22 protein-coding genes are annotated in these 25790 nt (G+C 52.0%); 21 read left to right on the top strand and 1 reads right to left on the bottom strand.

Annotated features, from left to right (window positions below; genetic code table 11):
• Positions 1-29: 29 nt before the first annotated feature.
• From K331_RS0107505 to K331_RS0107465, 9 genes are all read left to right on the top strand, one after another.
• Positions 30-1136, top strand: a complete 1107-nt coding sequence (locus tag K331_RS0107505) for a sirohydrochlorin chelatase (RefSeq protein WP_028589800.1) — start codon at positions 30-32, stop codon at positions 1134-1136.
• Positions 1133-1897: a precorrin-6A reductase gene (gene cobK / locus K331_RS0107500; RefSeq protein ID WP_028589799.1), complete on the top strand. Its 765-nt coding sequence runs from the start codon at positions 1133-1135 to the stop codon at positions 1895-1897. Before K331_RS0107505 ends, cobK begins: the two co-directional genes overlap by 4 nt.
• 74 nt (positions 1898-1971) lie before the next feature.
• Entirely contained in the window at positions 1972-2616 is a 645-nt protein-coding gene (locus K331_RS0107495) for a precorrin-8X methylmutase (protein WP_028589798.1), read from the top strand.
• A gap of 40 nt (positions 2617-2656) precedes the next feature.
• Positions 2657-3829 carry a cobalt-precorrin-5B (C(1))-methyltransferase gene (locus tag K331_RS0107490; protein ID WP_028589797.1) on the top strand — a complete coding sequence of 391 codons (1173 nt, stop codon included), beginning with the start codon at positions 2657-2659 and terminating at the stop codon, positions 3827-3829.
• A gap of 85 nt (positions 3830-3914) precedes the next feature.
• A complete protein-coding gene (locus tag K331_RS0107485; protein ID WP_028589796.1) occupies positions 3915-5135 on the top strand; it encodes a bifunctional cobalt-precorrin-7 (C(5))-methyltransferase/cobalt-precorrin-6B (C(15))-methyltransferase in 1221 nt (406 codons plus the stop codon).
• A 252-nt stretch (positions 5136-5387) separates the two neighbouring features.
• Positions 5388-6101, top strand: coding sequence for a precorrin-2 C(20)-methyltransferase (cobI, locus tag K331_RS0107480; RefSeq protein WP_018884073.1), 714 nt, complete (start codon positions 5388-5390; stop codon positions 6099-6101).
• The gene (cobM, locus tag K331_RS0107475; RefSeq protein WP_028589795.1) at positions 6098-6901 is read left to right on the top strand and encodes a precorrin-4 C(11)-methyltransferase; all 804 of its coding nucleotides are present in this window, start codon (positions 6098-6100) and stop codon (positions 6899-6901) included. The genes cobI and cobM overlap by 4 nt, the downstream gene beginning before the upstream one ends.
• Positions 6894-8027 carry a cobalt-precorrin 5A hydrolase gene (locus tag K331_RS29085; RefSeq protein WP_051289704.1) on the top strand — a complete coding sequence of 378 codons (1134 nt, stop codon included), beginning with the start codon at positions 6894-6896 and terminating at the stop codon, positions 8025-8027. Before cobM ends, K331_RS29085 begins: the two co-directional genes overlap by 8 nt.
• A complete protein-coding gene (locus K331_RS0107465) occupies positions 8024-9604 on the top strand; it encodes a cobyrinate a,c-diamide synthase (protein WP_028589794.1) in 1581 nt (526 codons plus the stop codon). Before K331_RS29085 ends, K331_RS0107465 begins: the two co-directional genes overlap by 4 nt.
• 264 nt (positions 9605-9868) lie before the next feature.
• Here the strand turns inward: K331_RS0107465 and K331_RS0107460 are convergent, their stop codons facing one another.
• Positions 9869-10318: an AbrB/MazE/SpoVT family DNA-binding domain-containing protein gene (locus K331_RS0107460; protein ID WP_018884077.1), complete on the bottom strand. Its 450-nt coding sequence runs from the start codon at positions 10316-10318 to the stop codon at positions 9869-9871.
• A gap of 579 nt (positions 10319-10897) precedes the next feature.
• On the opposite strand from K331_RS0107460, the gene K331_RS0107455 reads away from it, so the two are divergent.
• The 12 genes from K331_RS0107455 (at position 10898) to K331_RS0107400 (ending at position 25334) form a co-directional block, all read left to right on the top strand.
• The gene (locus K331_RS0107455; RefSeq protein ID WP_028589793.1) at positions 10898-11536 is read left to right on the top strand and encodes a ThuA domain-containing protein; all 639 of its coding nucleotides are present in this window, start codon (positions 10898-10900) and stop codon (positions 11534-11536) included.
• A 114-nt stretch (positions 11537-11650) separates the two neighbouring features.
• Entirely contained in the window at positions 11651-12028 is a 378-nt protein-coding gene (locus tag K331_RS0107450; protein ID WP_028589792.1) for a phasin family protein, read from the top strand.
• A gap of 1 nt (position 12029) precedes the next feature.
• On the top strand, positions 12030-13700 hold the full coding sequence (locus tag K331_RS0107445) for an ABC1 kinase family protein (protein ID WP_028589791.1): 1671 nt from the start codon (positions 12030-12032) through the stop codon (positions 13698-13700).
• 426 nt (positions 13701-14126) lie between these two features.
• Positions 14127-15569: a SulP family inorganic anion transporter gene (locus K331_RS0107440; protein WP_028589790.1), complete on the top strand. Its 1443-nt coding sequence runs from the start codon at positions 14127-14129 to the stop codon at positions 15567-15569.
• Between the two features lie 126 nt (positions 15570-15695).
• Positions 15696-17303, top strand: coding sequence for a DEAD/DEAH box helicase (locus K331_RS0107435; RefSeq protein WP_028589789.1), 1608 nt, complete (start codon positions 15696-15698; stop codon positions 17301-17303).
• Positions 17304-17383: 80 nt separating this feature from the next.
• Positions 17384-18565, top strand: a complete 1182-nt coding sequence (locus tag K331_RS0107430) for an AI-2E family transporter (RefSeq protein ID WP_028589788.1) — start codon at positions 17384-17386, stop codon at positions 18563-18565.
• 344 nt (positions 18566-18909) lie between these two features.
• The gene (locus K331_RS0107425; RefSeq protein WP_028589787.1) at positions 18910-19950 is read left to right on the top strand and encodes a FecCD family ABC transporter permease; all 1041 of its coding nucleotides are present in this window, start codon (positions 18910-18912) and stop codon (positions 19948-19950) included.
• A gap of 1 nt (position 19951) precedes the next feature.
• Entirely contained in the window at positions 19952-20977 is a 1026-nt protein-coding gene (locus tag K331_RS0107420; protein WP_028589786.1) for a FecCD family ABC transporter permease, read from the top strand.
• Positions 20978-21068: 91 nt separating this feature from the next.
• Positions 21069-21941: an ABC transporter ATP-binding protein gene (locus K331_RS0107415; protein ID WP_028589785.1), complete on the top strand. Its 873-nt coding sequence runs from the start codon at positions 21069-21071 to the stop codon at positions 21939-21941.
• 245 nt (positions 21942-22186) lie between these two features.
• Positions 22187-22981, top strand: coding sequence for a (2Fe-2S)-binding protein (locus tag K331_RS0107410; RefSeq protein ID WP_028589784.1), 795 nt, complete (start codon positions 22187-22189; stop codon positions 22979-22981).
• Between the two features lie 98 nt (positions 22982-23079).
• The gene (locus tag K331_RS0107405) at positions 23080-23556 is read left to right on the top strand and encodes a glutathione peroxidase (protein WP_018884088.1); all 477 of its coding nucleotides are present in this window, start codon (positions 23080-23082) and stop codon (positions 23554-23556) included.
• A 416-nt stretch (positions 23557-23972) separates the two neighbouring features.
• Positions 23973-25334, top strand: coding sequence for an FAD-dependent oxidoreductase (locus K331_RS0107400; RefSeq protein ID WP_028589783.1), 1362 nt, complete (start codon positions 23973-23975; stop codon positions 25332-25334).
• The last annotated feature ends 456 nt before the right edge of the window (positions 25335-25790 follow it).

Here is a 25790-nt window from a genome sequence, read left to right as displayed (position 1 = left end):
CTACAACCTGAGAGGAGAGGGAAGACTGAATGAATACAATATTACTGATCGGACATGGAAGCCGCGACCCGGAGGGGAATGAGCAGCTACTCGCCTTTGCGGAGGCGATCGCAGCCAGAGTACCAGATACCTGTGTGGAGACATGCTTCCTGGAGCTGACTCGCCCTACCATTGCGGAGGGTGTCACGGCTTGTGTGAATCGGGGGGCGACCCGTGTCGTACTGATTCCGATTATTCTGTTCGCAGCTGGACACGCGAAGATTGATATTCCAATGGCAATCGACCGGGCGAAAGCCAAATACCCTGAGGTCGAGTTCGTGTACGGACGACCAATTGGGGTACACGAGAAGATTGTGCGTATTCTGGAGACTCGTCTGGAAGGTGCTGCAGCGGTACTTACCGCTGGAAACGAGCTGTCTGGCGGGACGTCAACCGCAGTAGCAGATGTGGCAGATGAGGATACCGCCGTGCTGGTGCTCGGGCGAGGAAGCAGCGACCCGGATGCGAATAGTGACTTTTATAAAATTACCCGTATGCTGTGGGAGAAGCTCCCGTACAAATGGGTGGAGAGCAGCTTCATCGGCGTGACGCAGCCGTCCTTCCCGGAAGGGCTTGAGCGTTGCTTGCGCCTTGGTGCCAAGAAGATTATTGTACTGCCTTACTTCCTGTTCACAGGCGTCCTGATCAAGCGTATTCAGGAGATGACGCTGGAATTCGCTGAAGCGAATCCTGATACCGTTGTAGAGATGGGTGATTACTTCGGCTTCCATCCACAGCTGGAGGAGCTGGTGCTGGAGCGTGCAAATGAGGGGCTGAATGGACGAGTGATGGCCAACTGTGACAACTGCCAGTTCCGTTTGATTGCCCAGGAGCACCACCACCATCACCACCATGATCACGATCACGATCACGGCCACGACCACGATCATCATCACGATCATCACCATGACCACGACCACGACCACGACCATAGTCACCATCATCACCATGGTCATGAGCATCACGCACACGGGCACGATCATGACCACCATGACCACAGTCACGACCATGATCATGAGCATGATCATAATGAGCACCACCATGAGGACCATGCGGCGGAGAAGCAGCTGTCTGGTTCCGGGGGGAATCGGGCATGATCTTTATGCTGTGTGGCACGAGTGATGCCAGAGAGCTGGCGCTAAGCATTCAGGCTGCCGGATATGACGTGCTGACTTCCGTGGTTACCGATAGTGCAGCTACAACGCTCAGGGAGGCAGGCTTGTCGGTACGGACGGGTAGACTGACGGCTGATGAGATGGGGGCACTGGTAAGAGAGCATGGAGTACGTGTTATCGTGGATGCAAGTCATCCCTTTGCCGAAGAGGCCCATCGACAGGCCATAGCAGCTGCGCAGGAGCAGCAGATTCCATATATTCGCTATGAGAGAGCAGGGCTGGTATACGACAATCACCCGTTGCTGCATGTAGTTCCTACCTATGAAGCGGCAGCAGAGGTTATAGACCGCATGAAGGGCTCAGTCATGCTGACTACGGGCAGCAAGACATTAGGAGTATTCACGAAGCGACTGCTGTCAGACCCCGATATTCGACTGGTAATTCGGATGCTCCCTCGCCAGGACAACATGGAGAAGTGTGCTGAGCTAGGAGTCGAGCAGAAGAATATTGTTGCCATGCAGGGGCCATTCTCGCGTGAACTGAATGAGGCGCTATATCGACATTTCGGAACGACGATCATGGTGACGAAGGAGAGCGGCAAGACTGGAGCTGTGGATGAGAAGGTGCAGTCGGCGTTGGAGCTGGGCATTCATGTGGTATTAATTGCACGGCCTGAGGTAGACTTTGGGACGGTATTCGATCATTATGAAGGGGTGTTAACTGCACTGTCCGAGCTATTTTAGCCTTAATTTTCATATTTCAAATTTGCCGCGCAAGTCGTGTACAACAATCGAAGTTGGGTAAAGGAGCGGGATAAATGGATTTCAAGACAGAATTTAAGCCATTAACGGTGCAGCCTCAGGAGATTGAGGGCAAAAGCTTTGAGATGATTACCGAGGAGCTGGGCGAGCATCCTTTCACAGAGGAGCAATATCCGGTTGTACAGCGGGTCATCCACGCTTCGGCTGATTTTGAGCTGGGACGGAGTATGGTGTTCCACCCGGATGCGATTGCCGCAGGGATTCGTGCCATTCAGGCAGGAGAGCCACTGGTAGCCGATGTACAAATGATTCAGGCGGGTATCAGCAAGGATCGTCTTGCCCGTTTTGGTATGGACGTTAATGTATATATTTCTGACCCGGATGTCATTGAAGAGGCGAAGCGACTCAATACGACCCGCGCCATCATCTCAATGCGCAAGGCGATCAAGCGTGCGGATGGTGGGATCTATGCAATCGGTAATGCGCCTACAGCGCTGCTGGAGCTGATCCGTATGGTTAAGGAGGGCGAAGCGAAGCCAGGGCTGATTATCGGCATGCCAGTAGGCTTCGTATCCGCTGCAGAGTCCAAGGATGAGCTGCGTAAGCTGGACATTCCATATATTACGAATATCGGACGCAAGGGCGGCAGTACTATTGTCGTCGCGGCAGTGAATGCCTTGTCCCTCATGGCAGTACGTTGATCCAGATCTGCATGCCTTGTGTCTTAAAGGAGGAATAGCGATGGAGAAGGGAGCAGCAGCGAGCGGCGAAGGTCGCCCCAGACGTCCCAAGAATGGAGAGGCACCTGCACCGGACAAGCCGATGCGCTCCGGGTTCACCACCGGGGCTTGCGCGGCGGCAACGGCCAAAGGAGCAACCGAACTGCTCGTCACAGGCCAGGTGCCGCAGCATGCTGTCATTTGGCTGCCGGCTGGCTTTGACCACCAATTCGAGCTGATCGACCAGCAGCTGGAGGGTGGCAGTGCGACCTGTGCCACGATCAAGGATGGCGGCGATGACCCGGATGCCACGCATCTGGCCAAGATCGTAGCTACGGTAAGCTGGCGGGACGAGCCTGGCATTGAGCTGGACGGTGGTATTGGTGTAGGACGGGTGACGAAGCCCGGTCTACCTGTGCCAGTGGGTGAGGCGGCGATTAATCCCGTGCCACGTCGCATGATTACTGAGGCCGTCAAGCAGGTACTGGACGAGTACGGTGTGGAGACCGGCGTGAGGGTCGTCATCAGCGTGCCTGCTGGTGAGGAAATCGCCCTCAAGACCTTGAACGCGCGGCTCGGCATCCTCGGCGGGATCTCCATTCTGGGTACTCGGGGAGTTGTCGTGCCGTTCTCTACCAGCGCATACATGGCGAGTGTTGTGCAGGCTATCTCTGTCGCACAGGCATCAGGCTGCAAGGAGATTGTGCTGACCACGGGAGGAAGAAGCGAGAAGTATGCAATGGATATGTATCCTCATTTGCCAGAGGAGGCCTTCATTCAGATGGGGGAATTCGTTGGATTCTCCATCAAGCACGGCAAGCGTCTTGGCATGGAGAAGGCGACGCTCGTCGGGATGCCAGGCAAGCTATCCAAGGTAGCCCAAGGCGTCATGATGGTTCACTCCAAGAGTGCACCTGTGGATTTCGCATTTCTGGCTGAAGCCGCCCGCGAGGCGGGAGTATCCCCCGAATTGGTGGAGGCTGTGGCGGGGGCGAACACCGCTTCTCAGGTAGCGGAGATGATGGTGCAGGCCGAGTGCTACAGTTTCTTCGAGACGCTATGCAGCTATGGCTGTCGCCATTGTCTGGAGCATGTTGGCGGTGGTCTGACGGTGGGCATGGTCCTTGTTGCTATGGATGGAACCTTATTGGGTAAGGCAACCGTCAGTGATCCCGACAGCAGTGCGACCAAATAGATCCAGTGGGTTGAAAATGAAGGAGAGGCAGAGCAAATGCCTGGTATCGGCTCTGCCTGTCCGTGATGTACAAGAGTGGGGGGCAATGATGAACAAGATTAAGGTGATCGGGGTCGGGGAGTGTGGAGCCTCCAGCTTGACGGATGAGCTCATTCATACGATACATAAAGCCGATCTATTGGTCGGCGGAGAGCGTCTGCTTTCTTTTTTTCCTGAGGCTAAGGGAGAGCGTGTAGTGTTAAAAGGTGGACTCGCAGCTGTCGTGGAGCGACTAACTGGGCTTGCTGAGGGCCAATCGGCGGTTGTTCTGGCATCTGGGGACCCGCTGTTTTTCGGAATTGCGGGATATCTGTCTTCCCGTCTCGGGAGAGAGCGTCTGGATATCCTTCCGCATCTCAGCTCCGTTCAGTTGGTGTTCGCCAAGCTCGGCGAGAGCTGGCAGGATGCTCAGCTTGAGAGCCTGCATGGTCGGCCGATACAGGGTTTGGCTCAGCGACTGGATGGACGGGCGAAGATCGCACTGCTCACAGATGACGTGAACACACCATCCGCACTCGCCGCCTATCTGCTTCATTTCGAAATGAACGAATATGAGGCCTTTGTAGGAGAGGATCTGGGCGGACCTGATGAGCGATTTACGCACTGGTCACTTGCGGATATGGCCGAAGCTGAATTCGGACCACTGAACGTAGTGGTGCTGCGACGACTGAAGGACACACCTCCGGCCCGTGTAGGGTTCGGCTTTGCGGACGAGGAATTCCACCAGCGCAAGCCGGAGAAGGGCCTGATTACAAAGCGAGAGGTCCGTGTCTTCAGTCTGTCCGAGCTGCGCTTGTCGGAGCGAAGCGTAGTCTGGGATATCGGGGCAGGCTCTGGCTCCGTCGCCGTGGAGTGTGCCCGCCTTGCGAAGTATGGGCAGGTATTTGCCATTGAGAAGAATGAAGGTGACCTGCAGAACGTCGAAGCGAACAAGATCAAATTCAGAACGGACTTTCCGGTAATTCATGCCAAGGCACCAGAGGGGTTGTCGGAGCTTCCTGATCCGAATGCAGTCTTCATTGGAGGCAGCGGTGGTGAGCTGAAGGAATTGATTCATCTGTGCGGTGAGCGGCTGCAGAGCGGCGGACGCGTGGTGGTGAACGCAGTGACCATTGAGACACTCCACGATGCTATGAAGAGTATGCAGGAGGCAGACCTTGCCCCTGAGGTGACTTTATTGCAGACCGCGCGCAGCAAGCCGATTCTGAATATGACCCGCTTCGAGGGTCTGAATCCGATCTACGTAATTACCGGAACGAAGTCCTAATACCCTGACAGAATATAATTTAAGGTTAAATATTCAGGTGAGCATCGTCGTTAGCCGAAAGCGGGGAAGTCCTAGAGAAATGCGGTCGACAGGGCTCCCCGCTTGCAGCGGCTTCATACTCACATTTGATCTGGTCAAGGTGCCATCTACGCAACGAAGCAGTCGCACAACAAAAGAGCACACGGATAACTGTGTATCATCAAGCGAAATTCATGCCGTGCAAGCATGGCTGAACAGATAGGAGAGAGTGGAATGGATGCAGTGACAGGCACACTGTACGGTGTCGGTGTGGGACCCGGCGACCCGGAGCTGATTACGGTCAAGGCGTACCGGATGCTACGTGAATGCGAGGTCATCGCATACCCTAAGAAACGAATGGGCGGCAAATCCTATGCCCACGAGATTGTGGAGCTATATGTGAACCCGTCTGAGAAAAATATGCTCGGTCTGGTATTTCCGATGACCAAGGACCCGGCGGTGCTGGAGCGGGAATGGAATAAGACGGTAGCCCTGTGCTGGGAGGAGCTGAGTCAGGGGAAGGATGTTGCCTTTGTAACCGAGGGAGATCCTAATCTCTACAGCACCTTCATTCATTTGGCGAGGCTGATGCGAGAGCTTCATCCTGAGGTGCCTATCGTGTCAATTCCGGGAATTTCCTCGGTACTGGGAGCAGCCGCAGCTCTGGAGCAGCCGCTTGCTGACGGGGATCAGCAGGTGGGGATCATTCCGGCTACTGATAATCGTGAGGATATGCGCAGAGTCATAGAGCAGCATGATACCGTCGTCTTCATCAAGGTAGCCAAGGTGCTCGACCTGATCCTGGATGTATTGGAGGAGCTGCAGCTGGGTGACCGGGCCTCGGTCATCACGAAGGTGACGTCTCCGTATGAGATGGTATGGCGTGACGCGCGCGAGCTGCGCGGTCAGGAGCTGGAATATCTGAGTCTGATGGTGGTGAGCAAATGAGTGCGAATGTGCTGAGTCCAAAGGTGTATATCGTGGGTGCGGGTCCTGGTGATCCAGAGCTGATTACCGTCAAAGGCATGCGGATTCTGTCTCAGGCCGATCTTGTGCTCTACACCGATTCTCTTGTGAATGATGAATTGATTGCCAAGGCAAAGCCGGAAGCTGAGGTATTGCATAGCTCTGGTATGGATCTGGAGCAGCAGGTAGAGCTCATGGTGAAGGCTGTACAGGCTGGGCGCAGTGTAGCGAGAGTGCACACAGGTGATCCTGCAATGTATGGCGCGATTCTGGAGCAAATGGTGCTGCTCAAGCAAGCCGGGGTTACCTATGAAATTATCCCGGGTGTGAGCTCTGTATTCGCTTCAGCAGCGGTATTGGGAGCTGAATTAACAGTACCTGATCTGACGCAGACCGTCATTCTGACCCGTGCTGAAGGACGGACGCCAGTTCCTGAGCGGGAACGATTGCGTGACCTGGCAGCTCACCATTGTACGGTGGCCTTATTCCTTAGCGCTACACTGGCGAAGAAGGTCGTTGCCGAATTCTTGGCTGCCGGCTGGAGTGAGGATACTCCAGTGGCTGTCGTGCAGCGGGCGACGTGGCCTGATCAGAAGATCGTACGTACGACGCTGGCGCAGCTTCCCGCGGATCTGCGAGCTGCCGGAATTACCATGCACGCTATGATTCTGGCAGGCTGGGCGCTTGATCCAGGCCTGACGGACAAGGATGCGCATCGCTCCAAGCTGTATGATCGATCCTTCACGCACGGCTATCGCAAGGGAGTGAAGCCTGGTGAGTAACCCTTTTGCCGCTGTTGCCATTACGAAGCACGGTGTGGAGATGATGCGCGATCTGGGTGCGCGTTTTCCAGGAACAGATGTATACTACATGGCCAAATTCGCGCGCGGAGACGAGGAGGAGCTCGGCATTCAGATGTTCGAGGGCTCTGTCCGCCTCATTCTGGGTGACCTGTTCAAGCAATACAACGGCATTATTCTGTGTATCTCGCTTGGCGCCGTCGTACGGATGATTGCTCCGCTGCTGGTCGATAAAAAGGTCGATCCTGGCGTCATCGTGATTGATGACCGCGGTGAGCATGTCATCAGCGTGCTCTCTGGCCATCTGGGCGGTGCCAATGAGCTGACGCGTCAGGTGGCTGCAGTGCTGGGTGCTCGTCCGGTCATTACGACGGCTTCGGATGTACAGGGCACCATTCCGGTCGATCTCTTCGGGAGGGAGCTGGGCTGGACGATTGATAGCTTCGATAAAGCCACGCCAGTAAGCGCCGCCGTCGTGAATGAGGAGCCTGTGGCATTAATCCAGGAGACAGGAGAGAAGAATTGGTGGCGATATGATAAGCCACTACCTTCGCATATCCAGATCTACAGCAGCACAGCCGAGGCGTCTTCGGCCTCCTTCTCAGCAGCATTGGTCATCACAGATCGACTGTTGGATGAGACGGAGCAAGCGCGTTATATGAGCAACGGAGTGCTGTATCGTCCCAAGAGCCTTGTCGTCGGCATCGGCTGTAACCGGGGAACACCAATGGAGGAGCTGGAAGGGGCGCTGCTGGAGACACTGCAAGAGCTGAAGCTATCCATAAATAGTGTCCGCAATCTGGCAACCATTGATCTGAAGAAGGATGAGGAGGGGCTGCTGGCCCTATGCGCCAAGTACGGCTGGGAGCTGACAGTCTACACGCCTGCCGAGCTGAATACAGTGACATTGCCTCATCCTTCGGAGACAGTCTATAAGTACACTGGAGCTTATGGCGTCTGCGAGCCGGCTTGTCTACTGTCCTCCGGGGCAGATGGCTGGCTGCTGGAGAAGAAGAAGAGCGGAAATCTGACGCTGTCAATTGCGCGCATTCCTTTTGCGGATGGTCTGAATAGCGCAACCAACAACCAGCCGGAGGAGCGCACATGATGCATGCATCAGGCAGCTTGAAGCGGCCACGACTGGTCATCGCGGGAACTGGCAGCGGAGCAGGAAAGACGACGATCACACTGGGGCTGATGAGGGCATTTGCAGACCGGGGCTTGCAGGTACAGGGCTTCAAGTGCGGGCCGGACTACATCGACCCTACCTATCATACGGCTGTTACAGGCAGGCCCTCCCGCAATCTGGATAGCTGGATGACCTCTTCGGCTGACGTTCACAATACCTTCTGTCGCGTATCCGAAGGATCAGATCTGTCCATCATTGAAGGCGTTATGGGCCTCTATGACGGCAAAGACCCGAGCTCCAACACAGGCTCTACGGCGGAGATCGCCATGCTGACGGACACGCCTGTCCTGCTGGTCGTGGATGTACGCAGTATGGCACGCAGCGCAGCAGCTATCGTACTGGGCTTCCAGCAGCTGGAGCCGGGGCTTCGGATTGCAGGTGTCATCGTCAATCGCTGTGGCAGCGCCGGGCACTACAAGATGGTGAAGACGGCGATCGAGCAAATGTGCGGTGTGCCTGTACTGGGCTGGCTCCCGCGTGATGAACAGCTTCATGTACCCGAGCGGCATCTGGGGCTGGTACCAGCTGTAGAACGCGGGGAACTGGAGCCACTGTTCCAGCAGATGGCAGCCAGAGTCGCAGAGGGCGCGGATCTGGATAAAATATTCGCGCTGGCCTGCGCGGCTTCCCCGCTGGAGCCTCAACAGCAGCAGCTGTCCCATGCTGACGGCATGCCTGTTGAGGATATCCCGCCCTGGAGCGCACAGGAAGACCAGGAGGGCTCGGTAGAGCATACGCCCAATCACACACCAGACACAGGGCAGAAGGTCAGCACGGATTCGTCCATACATAGGGGCAGTCTCCTTCCACGGAACCTAGGAGCAGAGAGTACAGTTCTCGCTTCGGGCTCTGAGCGGCCTGTCATTGCGGTGGCTCGCGATGCGGCATTCAACTTCTACTATGAGGACAATCTGGAGCTGCTGCAGGCGGCCGGAGCAGCCATCGCTTACTTCAGTCCACTTGCAGGTGAGCGTATTCCAGAAGCGGCAAGCGGCGTATATCTCGGCGGTGGCTTCCCGGAGGAATTCGCAGCGGCTATTGCCGCCAATCATACCTTTCTGGAGGATCTGCGCCGTGCGGCTGAGCAGGATATGCCGATATTCGCTGAGTGTGGAGGCTACATGGTGCTGGCTCGAACTCTGACGGACCGCAGTGGTCAACAGCATACTATGGCGGGGCTGATTCCAGCCGATGTGCGCATGCAGGAACGACGCGCAGCACTTGGCTACCGTGAAGCAAAGGCGCTCCAGGATTGCTTGCTGCTCAAGGCTGGAGAGACGCTAAGGGGGCATGAGTTCCACTACTCGGTCATGAGCTTCGAGGAGGAGACATACTCTTTTGCCTATGAGACCAAGGGACTGCGAGGCAGCACCCGGGAAGGCTACGCTTCGGGCCGACTGATGGCTGGCTACACGCATATTCATTTGGCCTCCCATCCTCCTGCAGCAGAAAGGTGGGTTGAAGCATGTGCGGCCTTTGCAGCGGCTAATCAGTAGATGCTACAGCCTTATCCTCTAACAAGACTCTTCACTTGTAGCGGCCCTACACTTATATTGGATTTGATTAAGGTACGCGATGCTCGGTGAAGGCACCATCCTATGGGGCGTGCCGATACGACAGCAAGACGTCGTGGGCGCAATCATTACACCGCGCGTGCCCCAAAAATAGTAGCGGAGGCCTGTCCATAAGGGATCAGCCTCCGCTATTTGTGTTCCTGTATTGTATTTTTTCATTCAAACGGCCATTACAGCAGGATTTAGTTACATGAGTTTTTTTAGCTGCGAAACTCTTCCTTGACTAATGCCGAGCATGGAGGCCAGTTGCTTTTGCGATGAATGAGGGTGTTCTTGCATAAGCTGCTTCATCTTGGCGAGGATGTCGTCTGTACGCCGGTAGGATTTCTTGACCGGTGCAGCAGTTGGAGAGGGGACAGCAACGGGACCAGGAATGGGTACGGGCTGATGCTTAGCTACCTTGAGCTCTGCAGCACAGTCGTTGCAGATAAATTGGTCCTTGTAATAGGTGTTGGTGTCCAATGATCCGCAAAAGGTGCAGTTCGTGGACTTGTACTTACGCAGCATTAGTGTCTTGTCTTCGATGAAGAATTCCAGCGGGTCACCAATCTCGATCTCCATCGTCATACGCATTTCTTTGGGAAGTACAATTCGCCCCAGGCTATCCAAGGGCCGGGTCATTCCAGTCCTCTTCATGTGGTAACCTCCAATTTTTAATTTCAGTATTTTGCATAGATCAGGCAACAACATACACAGTATTGAACCAGAATTGAACGACATACAGCCTACTCATTCCATCGTGGAATAGCTCCTAAAACGATTTATGCAAAATACATATTGCCTGATGCTCTAAGAGTATAACACAGTAAAACGCTTTATTTGGTTTTGAATTTCAATATTGCACGTGTAATTATTATATAAAATATGAATATAAATGTCAGTATGTCCTTTATTAATCTTTTTTTAAATTTTATAAACAGATCATTTCATAATAAAGCAACTTTTTTATGCTATATGATAAGCATATTTCTTTTTTGGGTATCATTTTGATAGGAGCCGATTGAGTCCCTTCTCCATTCACTTCATTATGAAATGGTTAACAACATTTGTGTAATGTGACTGAATATTAAACTTATTTAATCCTGTCTTCCAAAAAAGGAGTTCTCAATTCGGGTGTGGAACTGTACTGTGTAGTGACCCGAAGGAATTCAAGATCAGGATACAACTTAAGCAGAGTATAACCGAAAAGATAAGCTTTCATGAAGGGAGACACTCATGAGCAAACGTAAGGCACTTCTAATAGGTGATTATACATATCCCGAATTTCATCCGTTGCAGGGGATTGATGAGGAGCTTAGCTCTATTTTACAGTCGTTGCTGACTGTACAATGCAGTGAGAATCGTAAAATGCTGTTGAAGGAGAATATAGCGGCCTTCGATCTGTGTATTGCTTATACGGATAATCGAAAAGATGCCCTGTCACCCCAACAGACCTCCGGTCTGGCTTCCTATGTGAGTGGTGGCGGTGGATTGCTTGTTATTCATAATGGCATTACCCTGGGGCAAAATTATGAGATTGCCCAGCTGATCGGGGCTCGCTTCAAGCGTCACCCTGCTTATGCGAAGCTGGACTTCAAGGTGGCCTCACCTGAGCATCCGATTATGGAGGGGATTGCGGATTTTGAGATGGAGGAGGAGCCGTATCGCTTCGAATTCGACCCCTTTACCCCCAAGACAGTCCTGCTGGAATACGTGCATGACGGAGAGTCATGGCCTGCGGCATGGGCACAATCCTACGGGCTTGGTCGGGTGGTATACATGATGCCGGGGCACCATCAGCCATCCTTCCAGCATGAACCCTATCGCCAACTGCTGCTGCAGGCTGCCAAGTGGGCAGGTCGTCTGCCAGGATAACGAAGCCGGGTTCGGTTATTGCCGTTTTTGGATTTGGAGGAAATCACGGTATAATATTCCCATCCGGATGAAGCATGTATGGCTGCCGGTCTAACAGCACAGGGAGGAATAATCATGAGCGACTTGTTGAAGAGAGCAATTTCGTTGGGTTGGGGCCTCACAGTGGTTAGCAAGGAGAAGGTAGAACGTATTGTGGATGATCTGGTCAAGCGTGGGGAATTGGCTCCGACGGAATCCAAGGCCTTGATTGAGAGGTTAATGAGCCGTGGAGAAGAGGACCTGGGCCATGTCAAGACACTGGTTCGAGAGCAGATTGCCCGTGGGCTGGAGGAGCTGGATGTCCCGTCTCAGAAGGATATTCGTGCTCTGGAGCAGCGTATAGCAGTGCTGGAGAGTCAGATTGCTGAGCTGAAGCAGGGGCAGCCGCTGACTACTGCGGAAGCAGCTGTGGCACCAGAGGTACCGGTGGCGGAAGAGAAACGGTCGGAGTAACATGGCTGTTCGCGTAAGGCATGCTGGTCGTTATCGTGAGATCGCCATGGCGCTGGTGCGTCATGGCTTTGGTTATATGGTTGAGGAATTAGGACTGGTGCACATTCTGACATTGCCGCGCAAATGGCTGACTCGGGAAGAACCTACGACGAAGACGCTAGGTGAGCGGATTCGGCTACTGCTGGAGGACCTGGGCCCGGCTTTCATCAAGCTGGGGCAGCTGGCGAGTACTCGCGCTGATCTTATTCCGGCTTCCATCGTTCAGGAATTGACCAAGCTACAGGATCAGGTGCCCCCGTTCTCTCACGAGACAGCGAAGGGAATTCTGGAGCAGGAGTTGAATATGCCACTGCATGACATGGTGTCCTGGTTCGAGGATACACCACTGGCAGCTGCTTCTATTGGACAGGTGCATTTGGCGAGGCTCCACAGTGGCGAAGAGGTAGCTATCAAAATTCAGCGTCCAGGTGTGGATCGAATCATCCGCCGAGACTTGGATATCCTGCGAGATTTCGTGGGACTGGCTGCCAAGCGCTGGGTATGGGTCGAGCAGTACCAGCTGCCACAGATGGTGGAGGAGCTGGGTAAATCGCTCATTCATGAGCTGGATTATAGTCATGAAGCGCGAAATAATGAGAAGATCGCGATGCATTTTCCAGAGGACCCGGATGTCCATATTCCCAAAGTATTCTGGGAGTTCACAGCCTCGCGCATCCTCACCATGGAATATGTGGAGGGGATTAAGCTCAGCGATCGTGAAGAGTTGGTTCGTCAGGGCCATGATCTTCCCGAGATCGCGCGTAAGCTGGTCAACAGCATGTTCCAGCAGATCTTCATGGATGGCATCTTCCATGCCGATCCTCATCCAGGGAATCTGATGGTGATGGAATCGGGGAAGCTGGCCTATATGGATTTTGGCATGGTGGGTCGGCTAAGTGAGGAGATGAAGAGTCAGCTCGCTGCCTTGATTATCGCCTTGATGCGCAAAAATACGGATGCCATGATTCGGGCAATCGAAAAGCTTGGTCTGATTGATGAGGATGCAGACATCCGAGGGCTGCGCCGGGATCTCAATCTGCTGCGGGAGGAATATGGTGATGTTCCGTTCGCCCAGATTCGGCTTGGACAGGCGGTGGATGATCTGTTCAGCGCTGCACGCAGGCACCGGATCGGTATCCCCTCCGATGTGCTAATGCTCGGCAAGGCGTTGCTGACGATGGAAGGCGTCATTTCCAATCTCGATCCAAGTCTCAGTATTCTGGACATGGCAGAGCCATTCGGACGCAGACTCTTGAAGGAGCGCTATAGCACTCGTAATATCGGGGATAAGGTATTGGGCGGGGTCCTTGAGCTGGCTGAAGCACTAACTCAGCTACCGGGTCATGCCAGACAGCTGGTCACTACGATGAGTAAGGGCAAGCTCAAGCTGGAGGTCACGGTACCTGAGCTGGAGCAGCTGCTGCGACGGCTGGATCAGATTAGCAATCGGCTATCGTTCAGTATCGTACTGCTGGCCTTTAGCATTATTATGGTGGGGCTAATCATCGGTTCGTCCCTGACGCATCAGACGACGGTCTTATGGAATGTTCCGGCTATTGAGGTGGGCTTCATAGTAGCCCTGCTGATGTTCGTATTTCTTCTGTATTCGATATTCAAATCAGGCAGATTCTGACCACGCTGTGGCTCAGGGTTTGTCTGATTTTTTTGTAGCATGGACCTTGGCTCTGTATAGTTTAAGTTCATACCTGTATAGATGAAGCGATGTAGAGAGTTTTCATTTAATAGAGGGATACAGCAGCACGAATAATAGAGCGATACAGCACGAAGAGATGATTTATGCGATGCTTGAAATAGTTAGAATTTTAGTGATTAATAGAGTATTCAGGAGGAAAGTAGGGATTTGGTTCGATGGATAACTCATAAATATACATAAGTTAAGTTATAATGGTGGACTGAACATAACGGGTAGAAGGTCTGAGAGGGGCCTTCAAAAAATGAAGATCGGATAGGATTGCAGCACGGCATACCTGCATCGAATTGCAGAGGGCAATCCAGCCATCCGGTTCAGCTATATTCAAGGAGGGTAACTTAAGAATCTATGAATCTCAGACAACAATGGCTCGGTAATATCCGGGCCGACATATTGGCAGGGATGACTGTCGCTCTTGCGCTTATTCCTGAGGCTATTGCTTTCTCCATCATTGCAGGTGTGGACCCGATGGTCGGTCTATATGCCTCGATCTCGATCGCTATCGTTATCTCCATTGCTGGAGGTCGACCAGCCATGATTTCGGCGGCTACAGGCGCCATGGCCGTCCTGATGGTCGGTCTGGTGAAGGATCACGGGGTGGAGTATTTGTTCGCGACCACGATTCTGACCGGAATGATCCAGTTTGTACTGGGCCTATTCAAGGTTGGACGCTTTATTACCTTTGTGCCACAATCGGTCATTACCGGCTTTGTGAACGCGCTTGCGATACTGATCTTCATGGCGCAGCTGGTTCATTTCCAGGGGGCAGGCTGGGTGATGTATGCGATGGTTGCGGGTACGCTGGCGATTATATACATTCTGCCACGCTTCGTTAAGGCCGTCCCGGCTCCGTTAGTGGCAATCATTGTCATGACCATTCTAACCGCACTGCTGAATCTCGATATCAAGCGTGTTGGTGACATGGGAGCTCTCACGAACACCTTGCCTATGTTCCACCTTCCACAGATCGAGTGGACAATGCAGACTTTGAGTATCATTGCTCCATATGCCTTTACAATGGCTCTAGTCGGATTGCTTGAATCCTTGCTTACCGCTACGATTGTCGATGAAATGACGGATACCCGCAGTAGCAAGAACCGTGAGGTGCGCGGGCAGGGGATCGCGAATGTGGTTACAGGCTTTTTCGGCGGGATGGCTGGCTGTGCCATGATCGGGCAGTCTGTTATTAACGTGAAGTCGGGTGCTCGCGGGAGACTGTCTACACTGACGGCGGGGGTGTTCCTGGCCTTCCTGTTGCTTGCATTAGGCAGTGTGGTGAAGCAGATTCCAATGGGGGCCTTGGTGGGCGTGATGTTCATGGTGTGTATAGGGACCTTTAATTGGAAATCCATTACGACGATTCACCGGGTACCGCGTGCAGAGGCGTTGATTATGGTCATCACTGTAGCCATCGTCGTCTATACACATGATCTGTCCAAAGGTGTCATGGTGGGTGTGCTGCTCAGTGCCCTGAACTTCGGCTGGAGTATGGCCAAGATCAAGGTACACACACGTAGCGATGAGGAGCTAAAGGTATATGAGGTGTCTGGCCCGATGTTCTTCGGATCGGCTTCGCATTTTCTAGAGCATTTTAGCCCGGCACAGGACCCTGCACAGATTGAGATTAATTTCACGCGCTCTCACATCTGGGACCACTCCGCTGTTACAGCCATTGGCAAGGTGCTGAATAAGTATGAAGAGACAGGCCGTAAAGTGGAGCTTACGGGCTTAAATGAGGAGAGTCGGAATCTTCTGAGTCGGATGGATCTCCGCTCTCTATCTGGCCACTAGTAACGCGCTAATGCAGTGCTAATGCAGCCTTAAGTTGGAAACAGTGATCAACATCGCGTATACTGGGATCAACTTGATATGAACGGTTCATGATATATCTATACTAGATTAGGGAAGTGGTTGAGTTTGAGTAATAATTTTGCTTCATTAGGTATACAGTCTCATTGGGTAGATGCTCTGAAGGAGCAAGGCATTGCGGCGCCAACGCCAGTACAGCGTCAATCTATTCCCCAGCTAATGGCCGGGAAAGACGTCATTGCAGAAGCACATACCGGAACAGGGAAGACGCTCGCCTTCCTGCTGCCCATTTTTGAGCAGATCGAGCGGAGCAAGCGTTATCCACAAGCACTTATTATTGCACCTACGCGTGAGCTTGCCTTGCAGATTACAGAGGAGGCCAAGCGCCTGGCTGCTACGACTGAGGGTATCTCCTTACTGGCAGTCTACGGAGGACAGGATGTGGAGCGACAGCTGCGTAAGCTCGAAGGCGGTGCGCAACTGGTCATTGGTACACCTGGGCGTCTGCTGGATCATATGCGGAGAGAATCATTGAAGCTGGGTGGCCTGAAGATGCTGGTGCTGGACGAAGCCGATCAAATGCTTCATATGGGCTTCCTGAATGAGGTCGAGACCATTATACAGGCGACTCCTAGGCAAAGACAGACCATGTTGTTCTCGGCGACAATGCCATCTGCGGTGCGCAAGCTTGCAAGAGCATATATGAACACCCCTGTAGATGTAAAAGTCGAAGCTGCATCACCGGTGCCTGTGCGGCAGATTCGTCAGCTGGTGGTGGAGTGCACGGACCGTACTCGGCAAAAGGCACTCGTGGACATGATCAATGCCCATCGTCCTTATCTGGCTGTGATCTTCTGCCGCACGAAGCGGCGGGCAGCCAAGCTGAATGAAGAGCTGCAAGCCATGGGCTATAAGAGTGGTGAGCTGCATGGGGATCTATCGCAGAATAAGCGGGAGCAGGTCATGAAGGCGTTCCGTGAAGCGAAGCTGGAGCTGCTGGTCGCTACCGATGTCGCTGCTCGGGGTCTGGATGTGGAAGGCGTCACTCATGTGTTCAATTATGATATGCCACAGGATGCCGAGAGCTATATTCACCGGATCGGTCGCACTGGACGTGCTGGTGGCAAAGGGGTAGCTGTCACTTTCGCAGCTCCGGGAGATATGCAGACACTGCGGATCATTCAGAAGACAGCGGGACTAGAGTTCTCGAGGGCGGAATGGTCTGGATCAAGCCGCAAGGAGTCTGAATCAGATTCGGAGTCCTTCGGACAAGTTAGCAGCCGTGAATCGCGCCGTGATGGCTCAGGTCCGAGTCGTAGACAAGGAGGGCGTAATAGCTCAGGTCGAGGACAAGGAAGCCGCGATAGCCGAGGCCGCACGTCATCCTCCTCTCATCGGGAGAGGGATTCACGTCGGGGCTCAAGCCCAAGCCAAGGACGAGGTCAAGCTCAGGGTCAAGGTCGCAGTCAAGGTGATGGTCAAGGCCAAGGTCAAGGCCGCAGTCAAGGTCGTGGCAAGCAAGATGTGCGTAGCTCTGAGCGCGCGAGACGTACAGAATCCGGGCAGAGTGAGCGTCCGGGGCAAGGTAGAGTAAGCCGGGACAGTCGTGGTGGTCAGAGCAGTCAGGGCAACCGAGGCAGTCAAGGTGGCCAGGGTAGCACCTCTCGCGGACGTGGTGGTCAAGCAGGAGGACGTCGGGGCGGAAGAGGAAGATAGACAAGGACGACCCTGCAGGGTCAAGCGCATTCGAAGAACAAGTGCACCAGAGAGAATTGTATACGGAGAGGTAGGAATGTATGGAGAATAACCTGGACTGGAGAGACAGATTCAAGCGATTCTTTCTGAACAACAAGTTTGTCTTGTTCTTGCTGGTTACCTTGCTAATCGGGCTGAACATTCTCATTTTCACACGTATCTCATTTGTGTTCGATCCATTTGTCGTGTTTCTCAAAACAGTACTGCTGCCACTGATCCTGACAGGGGTTGCATTCTACCTGTTGAACCCGATTGTGGACATTCTGGAGCGCTTCAAGGTGAAGCGTGCCTACTCCATTATTATTCTGTACCTGGCAGTGGCGGGGATTATCACGATCATCATTACTTCGGTCATTCCAGTCATCCGTGATCAAGTGACAATGCTCGTTACGAATGTTCCTACCTACATGGAGCAGGTGCAGCTACAGTTCGAGGCACTGATCGGCAGTGACTTCATGGCTCAGTTCCAGAGTGCGATCAACATTCGACCTGAGGAGCTGATGAGGCAAGCCACAACGCGCATTACGGATATCGTGAACGGCGCCTGGACAGGGGTTGGTACCTTCCTGGGTGCTGTGACCGAGACGCTGATTGCCGTTATTACGGTTCCCTTCATCCTGTTCTATCTTCTCAAGGACCGTAGGAAGCTGCCCGCATATATTCTGAAATTAATACCGACAGCTCTGCGTGAGTCCTCGCACCGGATTATGACAGAGATGAATCACCAAGTGAGCTCCTACATTCGTGGTCAGATTATCGTGAGCTTCTGTATTGGTGTGCTGCTCTATATCGGTTATCTGATCATTGGCTTGGATTACTCTCTTACGCTTGCGGCGATTGCGGCCTTCACCAGTATCGTTCCTTACCTCGGACCTGCGATTGCGATTACTCCGGCGCTGATTGTAGCGATGGTAACCTCTCCAATCATGCTGTTGAAGATGATTGTGGTCTGGACGGTGGTCCAACTGATCGAAGGGAAGTTCATCTCGCCGCAAATTATGGGTAAGTCTCTTAGTGTGCATCCGATTACGATTATCTTCGTCATACTGACCGCGGGCAATCTGTTCGGGGTCGTGGGGATCATTCTCGCGGTACCTGGCTACGCTGTGTTGAAGGTCGTTGTGACGCATCTTTATCGCTGGTTCCAGGAGCGCTCCCATTTATATGAAGAGAAGGTACCTGGCTATGATGTTGATCGGAGTAACAAGGTTGTGAAGCATTGAGGCAATCTCAGCGGCTACATCACATCTCATTTCAGTTGCCACATGCTCTGCTATCGTAAAATGAGTACTTTATCCAATAGAGCCTTCTGCCTTGAGCAGGAGGCTTCTTTTGTATGGATAAGAAAACAGATGAACACAGGCATACTATTGTTTTGACCAAATATGCTTAAGCTTGAATGCTCTGGAAGCTTCTGGTTAGCAAAAAGCGGGGAAGCTCTAGAATGGATGCAAAAAAATGCCCGTGGCTATTGACACTTGATAATGATTATCAGTATCTTTAATAGAGTGAAGATGAAGATTACATGAAACCATTATCAAGATATGGGAATGAAAGAGGCTTAAGCATGAATCGCACCACAATGAAGCAGGAAGAGCTGCAAAACCGAATATGGTCCCGTCCAGGGACTGCGATTGCTGTCATTTCCCTTGGAATAGCAGCATTGGTCCTGATGATGGCAGTGGGGATTGCGGTAGGTGCCAGGAAGATCCCATTGTCCATTGTGGCTCAAGCCCTGACCTCCTTTAATCCCGATCTCACCGATCACCAGATCGTATGGGATTTACGTCTGCCCCGTGTGATTGCGGCCATGATGGTAGGAGCTGCCTTCGCAGCCTCGGGAGCCATTATGCAAGGGATGACGCGTAATCCGCTGGCAGATCCAAGTCTGCTCGGTATTAATGCGGGTGCAGGGTTTGCATTGGCCATTTCATTTGCTTTTTTACCGTTTTTGACATTTAACGGATTGATGCTGATGTCCTTTTTGGGAGCAGGCCTGGGGGTATTCCTTGTCTTTGGGATCTCACAGTTGTCCAGGGGTGGGCTCACGCCTGTACGCATGGCATTGGCTGGTTCTGCCATATCAGTGCTCCTGTATAGTCTCAGTCAGGGAATCGCACTGATCAATAAAGTCGCTCAGAATATTGATTTCTGGATCGCTGGGGGTGTAGCGGGTACACGCTGGGAGCAGCTGATGTACACCTTTCCCTGGATCGCGCTAGGCTTAGTCGGGGCCTTGCTTTTATCTCGATCCATCACGGTGCTCAGTCTGGGGGATGATGTAGCGTCTGGACTGGGTATGCGCACAGGTGTTGTCAAACTGCTGGCATGTCTTGTGGTCATGATGCTTGCTGGTGTATCTGTAGCTATTGCCGGAGCCGTAGGCTTTATTGGCCTGGTCATTCCTCATATCGCCAGATTCCTGGTCGGTAAGGATTATCGCTGGATTATTCCCTGCTCTGCGGTATTGGGAGCCCTGCTCATGGTCGCGGCGGACATTGCGGCACGTCTGGTACATCCCAATCACGAGACACCTGCAGCAGCAATGCTTGCGCTAATTGGTGTCCCTTACTTCCTCTATCTTATTCGAAAAGAGGTGAGGGATTAGCATGGAACCCAATCTGTGGAGCTCCAGTCGTCAATCCAGGCTGCTCAAGGTATCTGGGCTGTTATTTATATTAATTGTGATTGTATTTGTCATTAGCATGAACACCGGCTACACGGCGCTGTCTCCGCTGCAGGTCATGAGGACGTTGTTCGGTATGGGCAGCAGCAAGGAGTCGCTCATTTTGTTTGAATTCCGGCTGCCGCGCATTGTCATCTGCTTATTGATCGGAGCCGGCTTAGCGGTGGCGGGCGCTGTCCTGCAGGGGGTATCGCGCAATGGACTTGCTGATCCGGGAATTCTCGGGATTAACTCGGGTGCTGGTCTGGCGGTGACGCTATTCATCACCTTGAATCCGCTGGGTACAGGCGCTTCGCCGTTCCGGCTACCGTTCATCGCTATAGTCGGTTCGATGGTAGCTGCATTGTCTATATATTTGCTGGCCTACCGCCGACATAAGGGTCTGTCTACGACCAGACTGCTGCTTGCTGGTATTGCTATGGCGGCTGGCATTCAGGCTGCGATGCTGGTGCTGGTCATCAGACTGGACGAGAGACAGTATGACTTTGTAGCGAACTGGCTGGCAGGCAGTATATGGGGGACAAATTGGACCTTTGTGGCCGCTCTGCTGCCATGGATATTGATTCTGATTCCGTTTGTGCTGACGAAGGCCAGACAGATGGATGTATTCATGCTTGGAGATCAGACTGCAGTGGGTCTTGGCAGCCGTCTGAATCGTGAACGTCTGGTGCTGCTGATCGCCGCTGTGGCTTTGAGTGCCTCCTGTGTCTCGGTGAGCGGAGGGATTAGCTTCCTTGGTCTGATCGGACCGCATGTGGCACGTAGACTTGTCGGGCCACGGCACTTGTATTTCATCCCCGTATCCGCGCTTGTGGGCGCGTTAATCATGCTGGTAGGGGACAGCATTGCACGAACCGTCATTCAACCGTCAGGAATACCTACAGGTATTGTGGTAGCCGTGATTGGTGCACCATACTTCCTGTACTTGCTGGCAAGATCACGTGGCTAGTTAGCTATTAGTAGAAATGAAGCTTAGATAACAGTCCAAGCAGTCCATATAACGATTCGCATAGTACACATAATTGAGAGGGATGATGAGCATGTTCCGTTTGAATACTGTCGGTCTGAATATTGCCTATGAGGAGCGTCTTATTGTAGAGGATCTGAATATTGAAATTCCACAAGGAAAAATTACGGCATTGGTCGGCGCAAACGGCTCAGGCAAGTCTACTATTCTCAAGACCATGGCCCGGATTATGCAGCCCAAGGGAGGAACGGTCCTGCTCGACGGCAAATCCATCCATAAACAGTCAACTCGGGAGGTAGCCAAGCAACTAGCCATTCTGCCGCAGAATCCGACTGCACCTGAAGGACTTACAGTGACTGAACTGGTATCCTATGGACGCTTTCCGTACCAGAAGGGCTTTGGTTCTCTGAAGGCGGAGGACCGTAAGATTGTGGAGTGGGCTGTTGAGGTGACGGGGATGACGGAATTCCACGATCGCCCGATCGACCAATTGTCAGGTGGTCAACGTCAACGTGCATGGATTGCCATGGCGCTTGCCCAAGAGACGGATATATTGTTCCTGGATGAGCCTACAACCTTCCTCGATATGGCTCACCAACTAGAGGTGCTGCAACTGCTGGAGCACTTGAATACGGATGCGAAACGGACTATTGTCATGGTCGTACATGATCTGAATCATGCAGCTCGTTATGCGAACCACATGATAGCTATTAAGAAAGGTAAGGCACAGGCTGTCGGTTCTCCTGCTGATGTAATGACTTGTGAAGTATTACGGGATGTATTCGGCATTGAGGCAGACATTGTGACGGATCCGCGTTCTGGCGTACCGCTGTGTCTCCCGTATGCTCTGGCAGGTCATCATACACCAGTAAATACAGCCTCTGATTCTGCAGCTGCTCCGGCAGAACAAGTAGAGCATCTGATTCGCGTAGCTGCTGGGCGATAAGTCTGTAATGTGCGTTGATGCGTTGTTAGCCTGCTGTAGTTACAGTGCAACCACTGCAAAGCAAGACAAGATGATTGCAGTAGCGAGCGAGATAAGAAGGTACGTGGTTGTGTAGAATAACAGGCATGTGCTTAGACATGTAGCGGCAGACTATGATGTTGTGGAGTTATGTTTGATCAGATACCTTAGATGTCTGAATGACAGGCGGCATGGACAGCCGTCTGCAGAAAGAAGGCGATACAACAATGAAGCCGATGGACTATGAGCTCCTCGCGCGTTATGGCCAGATTACATTTACCCATCCGGAGCAGGCAGTCTACTCTGTTCCAGCTTCAGATCTGAGCAATCCCGGTGCGGCACTGCTATTGGCTAACCGGTTCCTCGATCATATGGATTGCGATGATATTGTGACAGCAGGGGTATACTGTGCCGGTTATATGCGAGGTCTGGTGATGGCACAGCATTATATGGTGTCGGTCATGAATCGAACGGTCAACCTGGCGCCATCCAACCTCGTCATTCATGTGAAATATGCAGACGGTTATCCGTCACTGCAATTCCAGCCACTAGATGATATGGAGTCTGGCCCTGAGCACCCGGAGCTACGTGATAGCTGGGCTGATGAGCAGTTCAACACCTTCTTCTCGGATACGATCCGTCCCATTCTGGAGAATTTGGCTGAGGCGGTATCCGCCCCCATCGGACAGCTGTGGGGACAAATGCCACTCGGGCTGCTCTATTTCCGAGATCAGGTCTTACCGATGCTAGAGACGGAAGGGGAGCGTGACAGACTGGAGCGAGACTATGGCTATGTAACCCATACAATGGAGGGAGCCCTCTTCGGACGGACACGGAACCCCTTCAGTATTCGATTTGTCGAGTTGGATAACCCGCATAATCCAGGGACAACGATGTATATGAAGCCTTCTTGCTGCCAGTACTATAAGACGGGTGAAGGAGAGTATTGCTACTCTTGCCCCAAGCTAACACGGGCGCAGCGCGAACAACGTCGTCAGGAGATTATGCTCCAATCCGGATAGGCATATCGCCAGCCTCCCAAGTACACATTTGGATTATCCAACCAAATTGAGTATGATAGATATGATCTAAAGTTGAACATATAAGGAGGATGAGCTACATGTCAGTACATTCATTTCAAGCAATAACCCCTGCCAATCAGGTGCAATCCCTGGAGACCTACGCAGGCAAGGTTCTGATCATTGCCAATACGGCCAGCGAATGTGGCTTGACTCCACAGTACGGTGAATTGCAGAAGCTATATGATGAATACAAAGATAGAGGATTAACTATACTAGCATTTCCTTGCAACCAATTTGGTGGACAGGAGCCGGGCACGAGTGAGCAAGCTGAAGAGTTCTGTAAATTGAACTACGGCGTGAATTTCCCGGTGTTCGCGAAGGTAGAAGTGAACGGTCCGGACACCACCCCGCTATTCCAATATTTGAAGCAAAAGCAGCCAGGGGACCAACCGGAGGGTGAGATTCAGTGGAATTTCACCAAATTCGTAGTGGATCGCAGTGGTGCTCCTGTTGCGCGCTTCGAGCCGAAGGAATCCCCTGAGTCCATGAGATCTGTGATCGAGGGACTGCTATAAGCAACAGTCAGTAAGCTTTGCAACATGCGTGTATCAGCAAGCCTTACCAGAAGTGTGCTATGTCTTGGACAAGCTGACACTATTTTGGTTGAGGCTTGTTTTTTTGTTGTACGTTATGATTCTTGGCCACACATACTGTGAGATAAATCGCCCATATTAAGCGAATTGCACGTAGGCTGGGTCTAATTGTGGAACATAGTTTTATCAGTTCTACAGAATGTGAAATTGTGAACAAACAATGAACTAACTGAAAATCTATTGCAATGTGAAAAAAGTCACACTATAATACCAATATAAAGTGAATTAAATCACAACCGCGCAATCATTAGTGAAAATCATCACATGGCGCATTTGTATAAACCAAGCCAAACGAATCAGACTATGCAAGAGGAATTCAACTTCGAGGAGGAACCACCATGAAAGTAGCAGTTATCGGATGTACACACGCAGGCACAGCAGCCATTGTCAACACAGCAAAGCTATACCCTGACGCGCAAATTACCGTGTATGAGCGTAATGATAATATATCGTTTCTATCGTGTGGAATTGCATTGTATGTAGGGGGTGTAGTAAAGGACCCTGAGGGGCTGTTCTATTCGTCGCCACAGCAGCTCGCAGAGCTCGGAGTCGTAACCAAGATGCTGCATGAGGTAACCGAGGTGGATACTCAAGGCAAACGCCTGAAGGCGCGTGACCTGACTACAGGTCAAGAGCTGGAGGACACCTATGACAAACTGATTGTGACAACTGGTTCGTGGCCGATTATTCCGAAGCTGGAAGGCATCAAGCTCGATAACATCCTGTTATCGAAGAATTACAATCACTCCAATACGATCATTGAGAAAGCCAAGGATGCCAAGCGCATTACTGTTGTAGGAGCCGGGTATATCGGGATTGAGCTTGTAGAGGCATTCCAAATGAACGGGAAAGAGGTCACACTGATCGACAGTATGGACCGTATTCTCAACAAGTATCTGGACAGTGATTATACAGATCGGATTGAGGCTTCCCTTGAGGAGCATGGAATCAAGCTGGCCCTCGGACAGACGGTGACGCGTTTTGAAGGTGAGCAAGGAAAAGTAAGCAAGGTTATCACCGACAAAGATGCGTATGAGACAGACCTTGTGATCTTGTGCATTGGCTTCCGTCCGAATACAGATCTGCTGAAGGGCCAAGTCGATATGCTTCCGAACGGGGCAATTATCGTCAACAAATATATGCAGAGCAGCCAGCCAGATGTGTTCGCTGCAGGTGATAGCTGTGCTATTCATTACAACCCTACAGGCAAGAATGCTTATATTCCACTGGCAACCAATGCAGTACGTATGGGAACACTCGTAGCGCGCAATCTGGTGGAGCCTACGATACCTTATATGGGCACACAGGGCACCTCCGGGATCAAAATATATGAGCAAAATATTGCAGGTACCGGTCTGACAGAGACCGCTGCAGTGGATGAGGGACTAGACGTAGAAGCGGTCTTGATTGAGGATAGCTACCGTCCGGAATTCATGCCGACAGCAGAGAAAGTGCTATTGAAGGTTGTATACGAACGTGCTAGCCGCCGCATCGTCGGTGCCCAGCTGATGTCGGAGGTAGATTTGACCCAGTCCATCAATACCTTGTCCGTATGCATTCAGAATCATATGACCGTAGACCAGCTGGCCTTTATCGACTTCTTCTTCCAGCCACACTATAACAAACCATGGAATTTCCTGAATACAGCGGGGCTACAGGCTTTACCAGCTGTAAAAGCTAGAGAAACCATTACTGTATAACATTCGCTGCGTGGATGGCTATGATATTGTTCACTACTTTGTCATGAATTTCAAAAATTCACCCCTTAACTATGATGTATAATGGTTTGTAATTAATCATGTTAAGGGGGACCTACCATGGCAATGTTCTGGATTACTTTCATGATTGTCATTGCTATTGTATCCGTAGTAAGTATCAGCTGGTTCATGAAGCAAATCGAAAAAGAAGAATATAATTAATCATATGCTTGCGCCACTTCACTCACGTTTAAGTGTGTGGACGTGAACAAGTAACGTGATTGAATGCCAGGATGGAAGCAGCTTCGTATAGAGGCTGCTTTTTTGTATTGTACATGCTAGTGATGAGCTGTTCAGTTATAGGGCAGCCTGTTTCCAGCTCTCAAGCATCAAGCCGTATGCTTCACTTTCATGTCATGTGATTTATTTCACGACAACCCTCCTGTTTACCATTTACAA

Origin of the sequence: Paenibacillus massiliensis subsp. panacisoli DSM 21345, from assembly GCF_000426545.1 — a bacterium.
In the GTDB taxonomy this organism is placed as follows: Bacteria; Bacillota; Bacilli; order Paenibacillales; family Paenibacillaceae; genus Paenibacillus; species Paenibacillus panacisoli.
The sequence above is the reverse complement of the archived record's forward strand: the minus strand, read 5'-3'. Positions and strand labels throughout refer to the sequence as shown.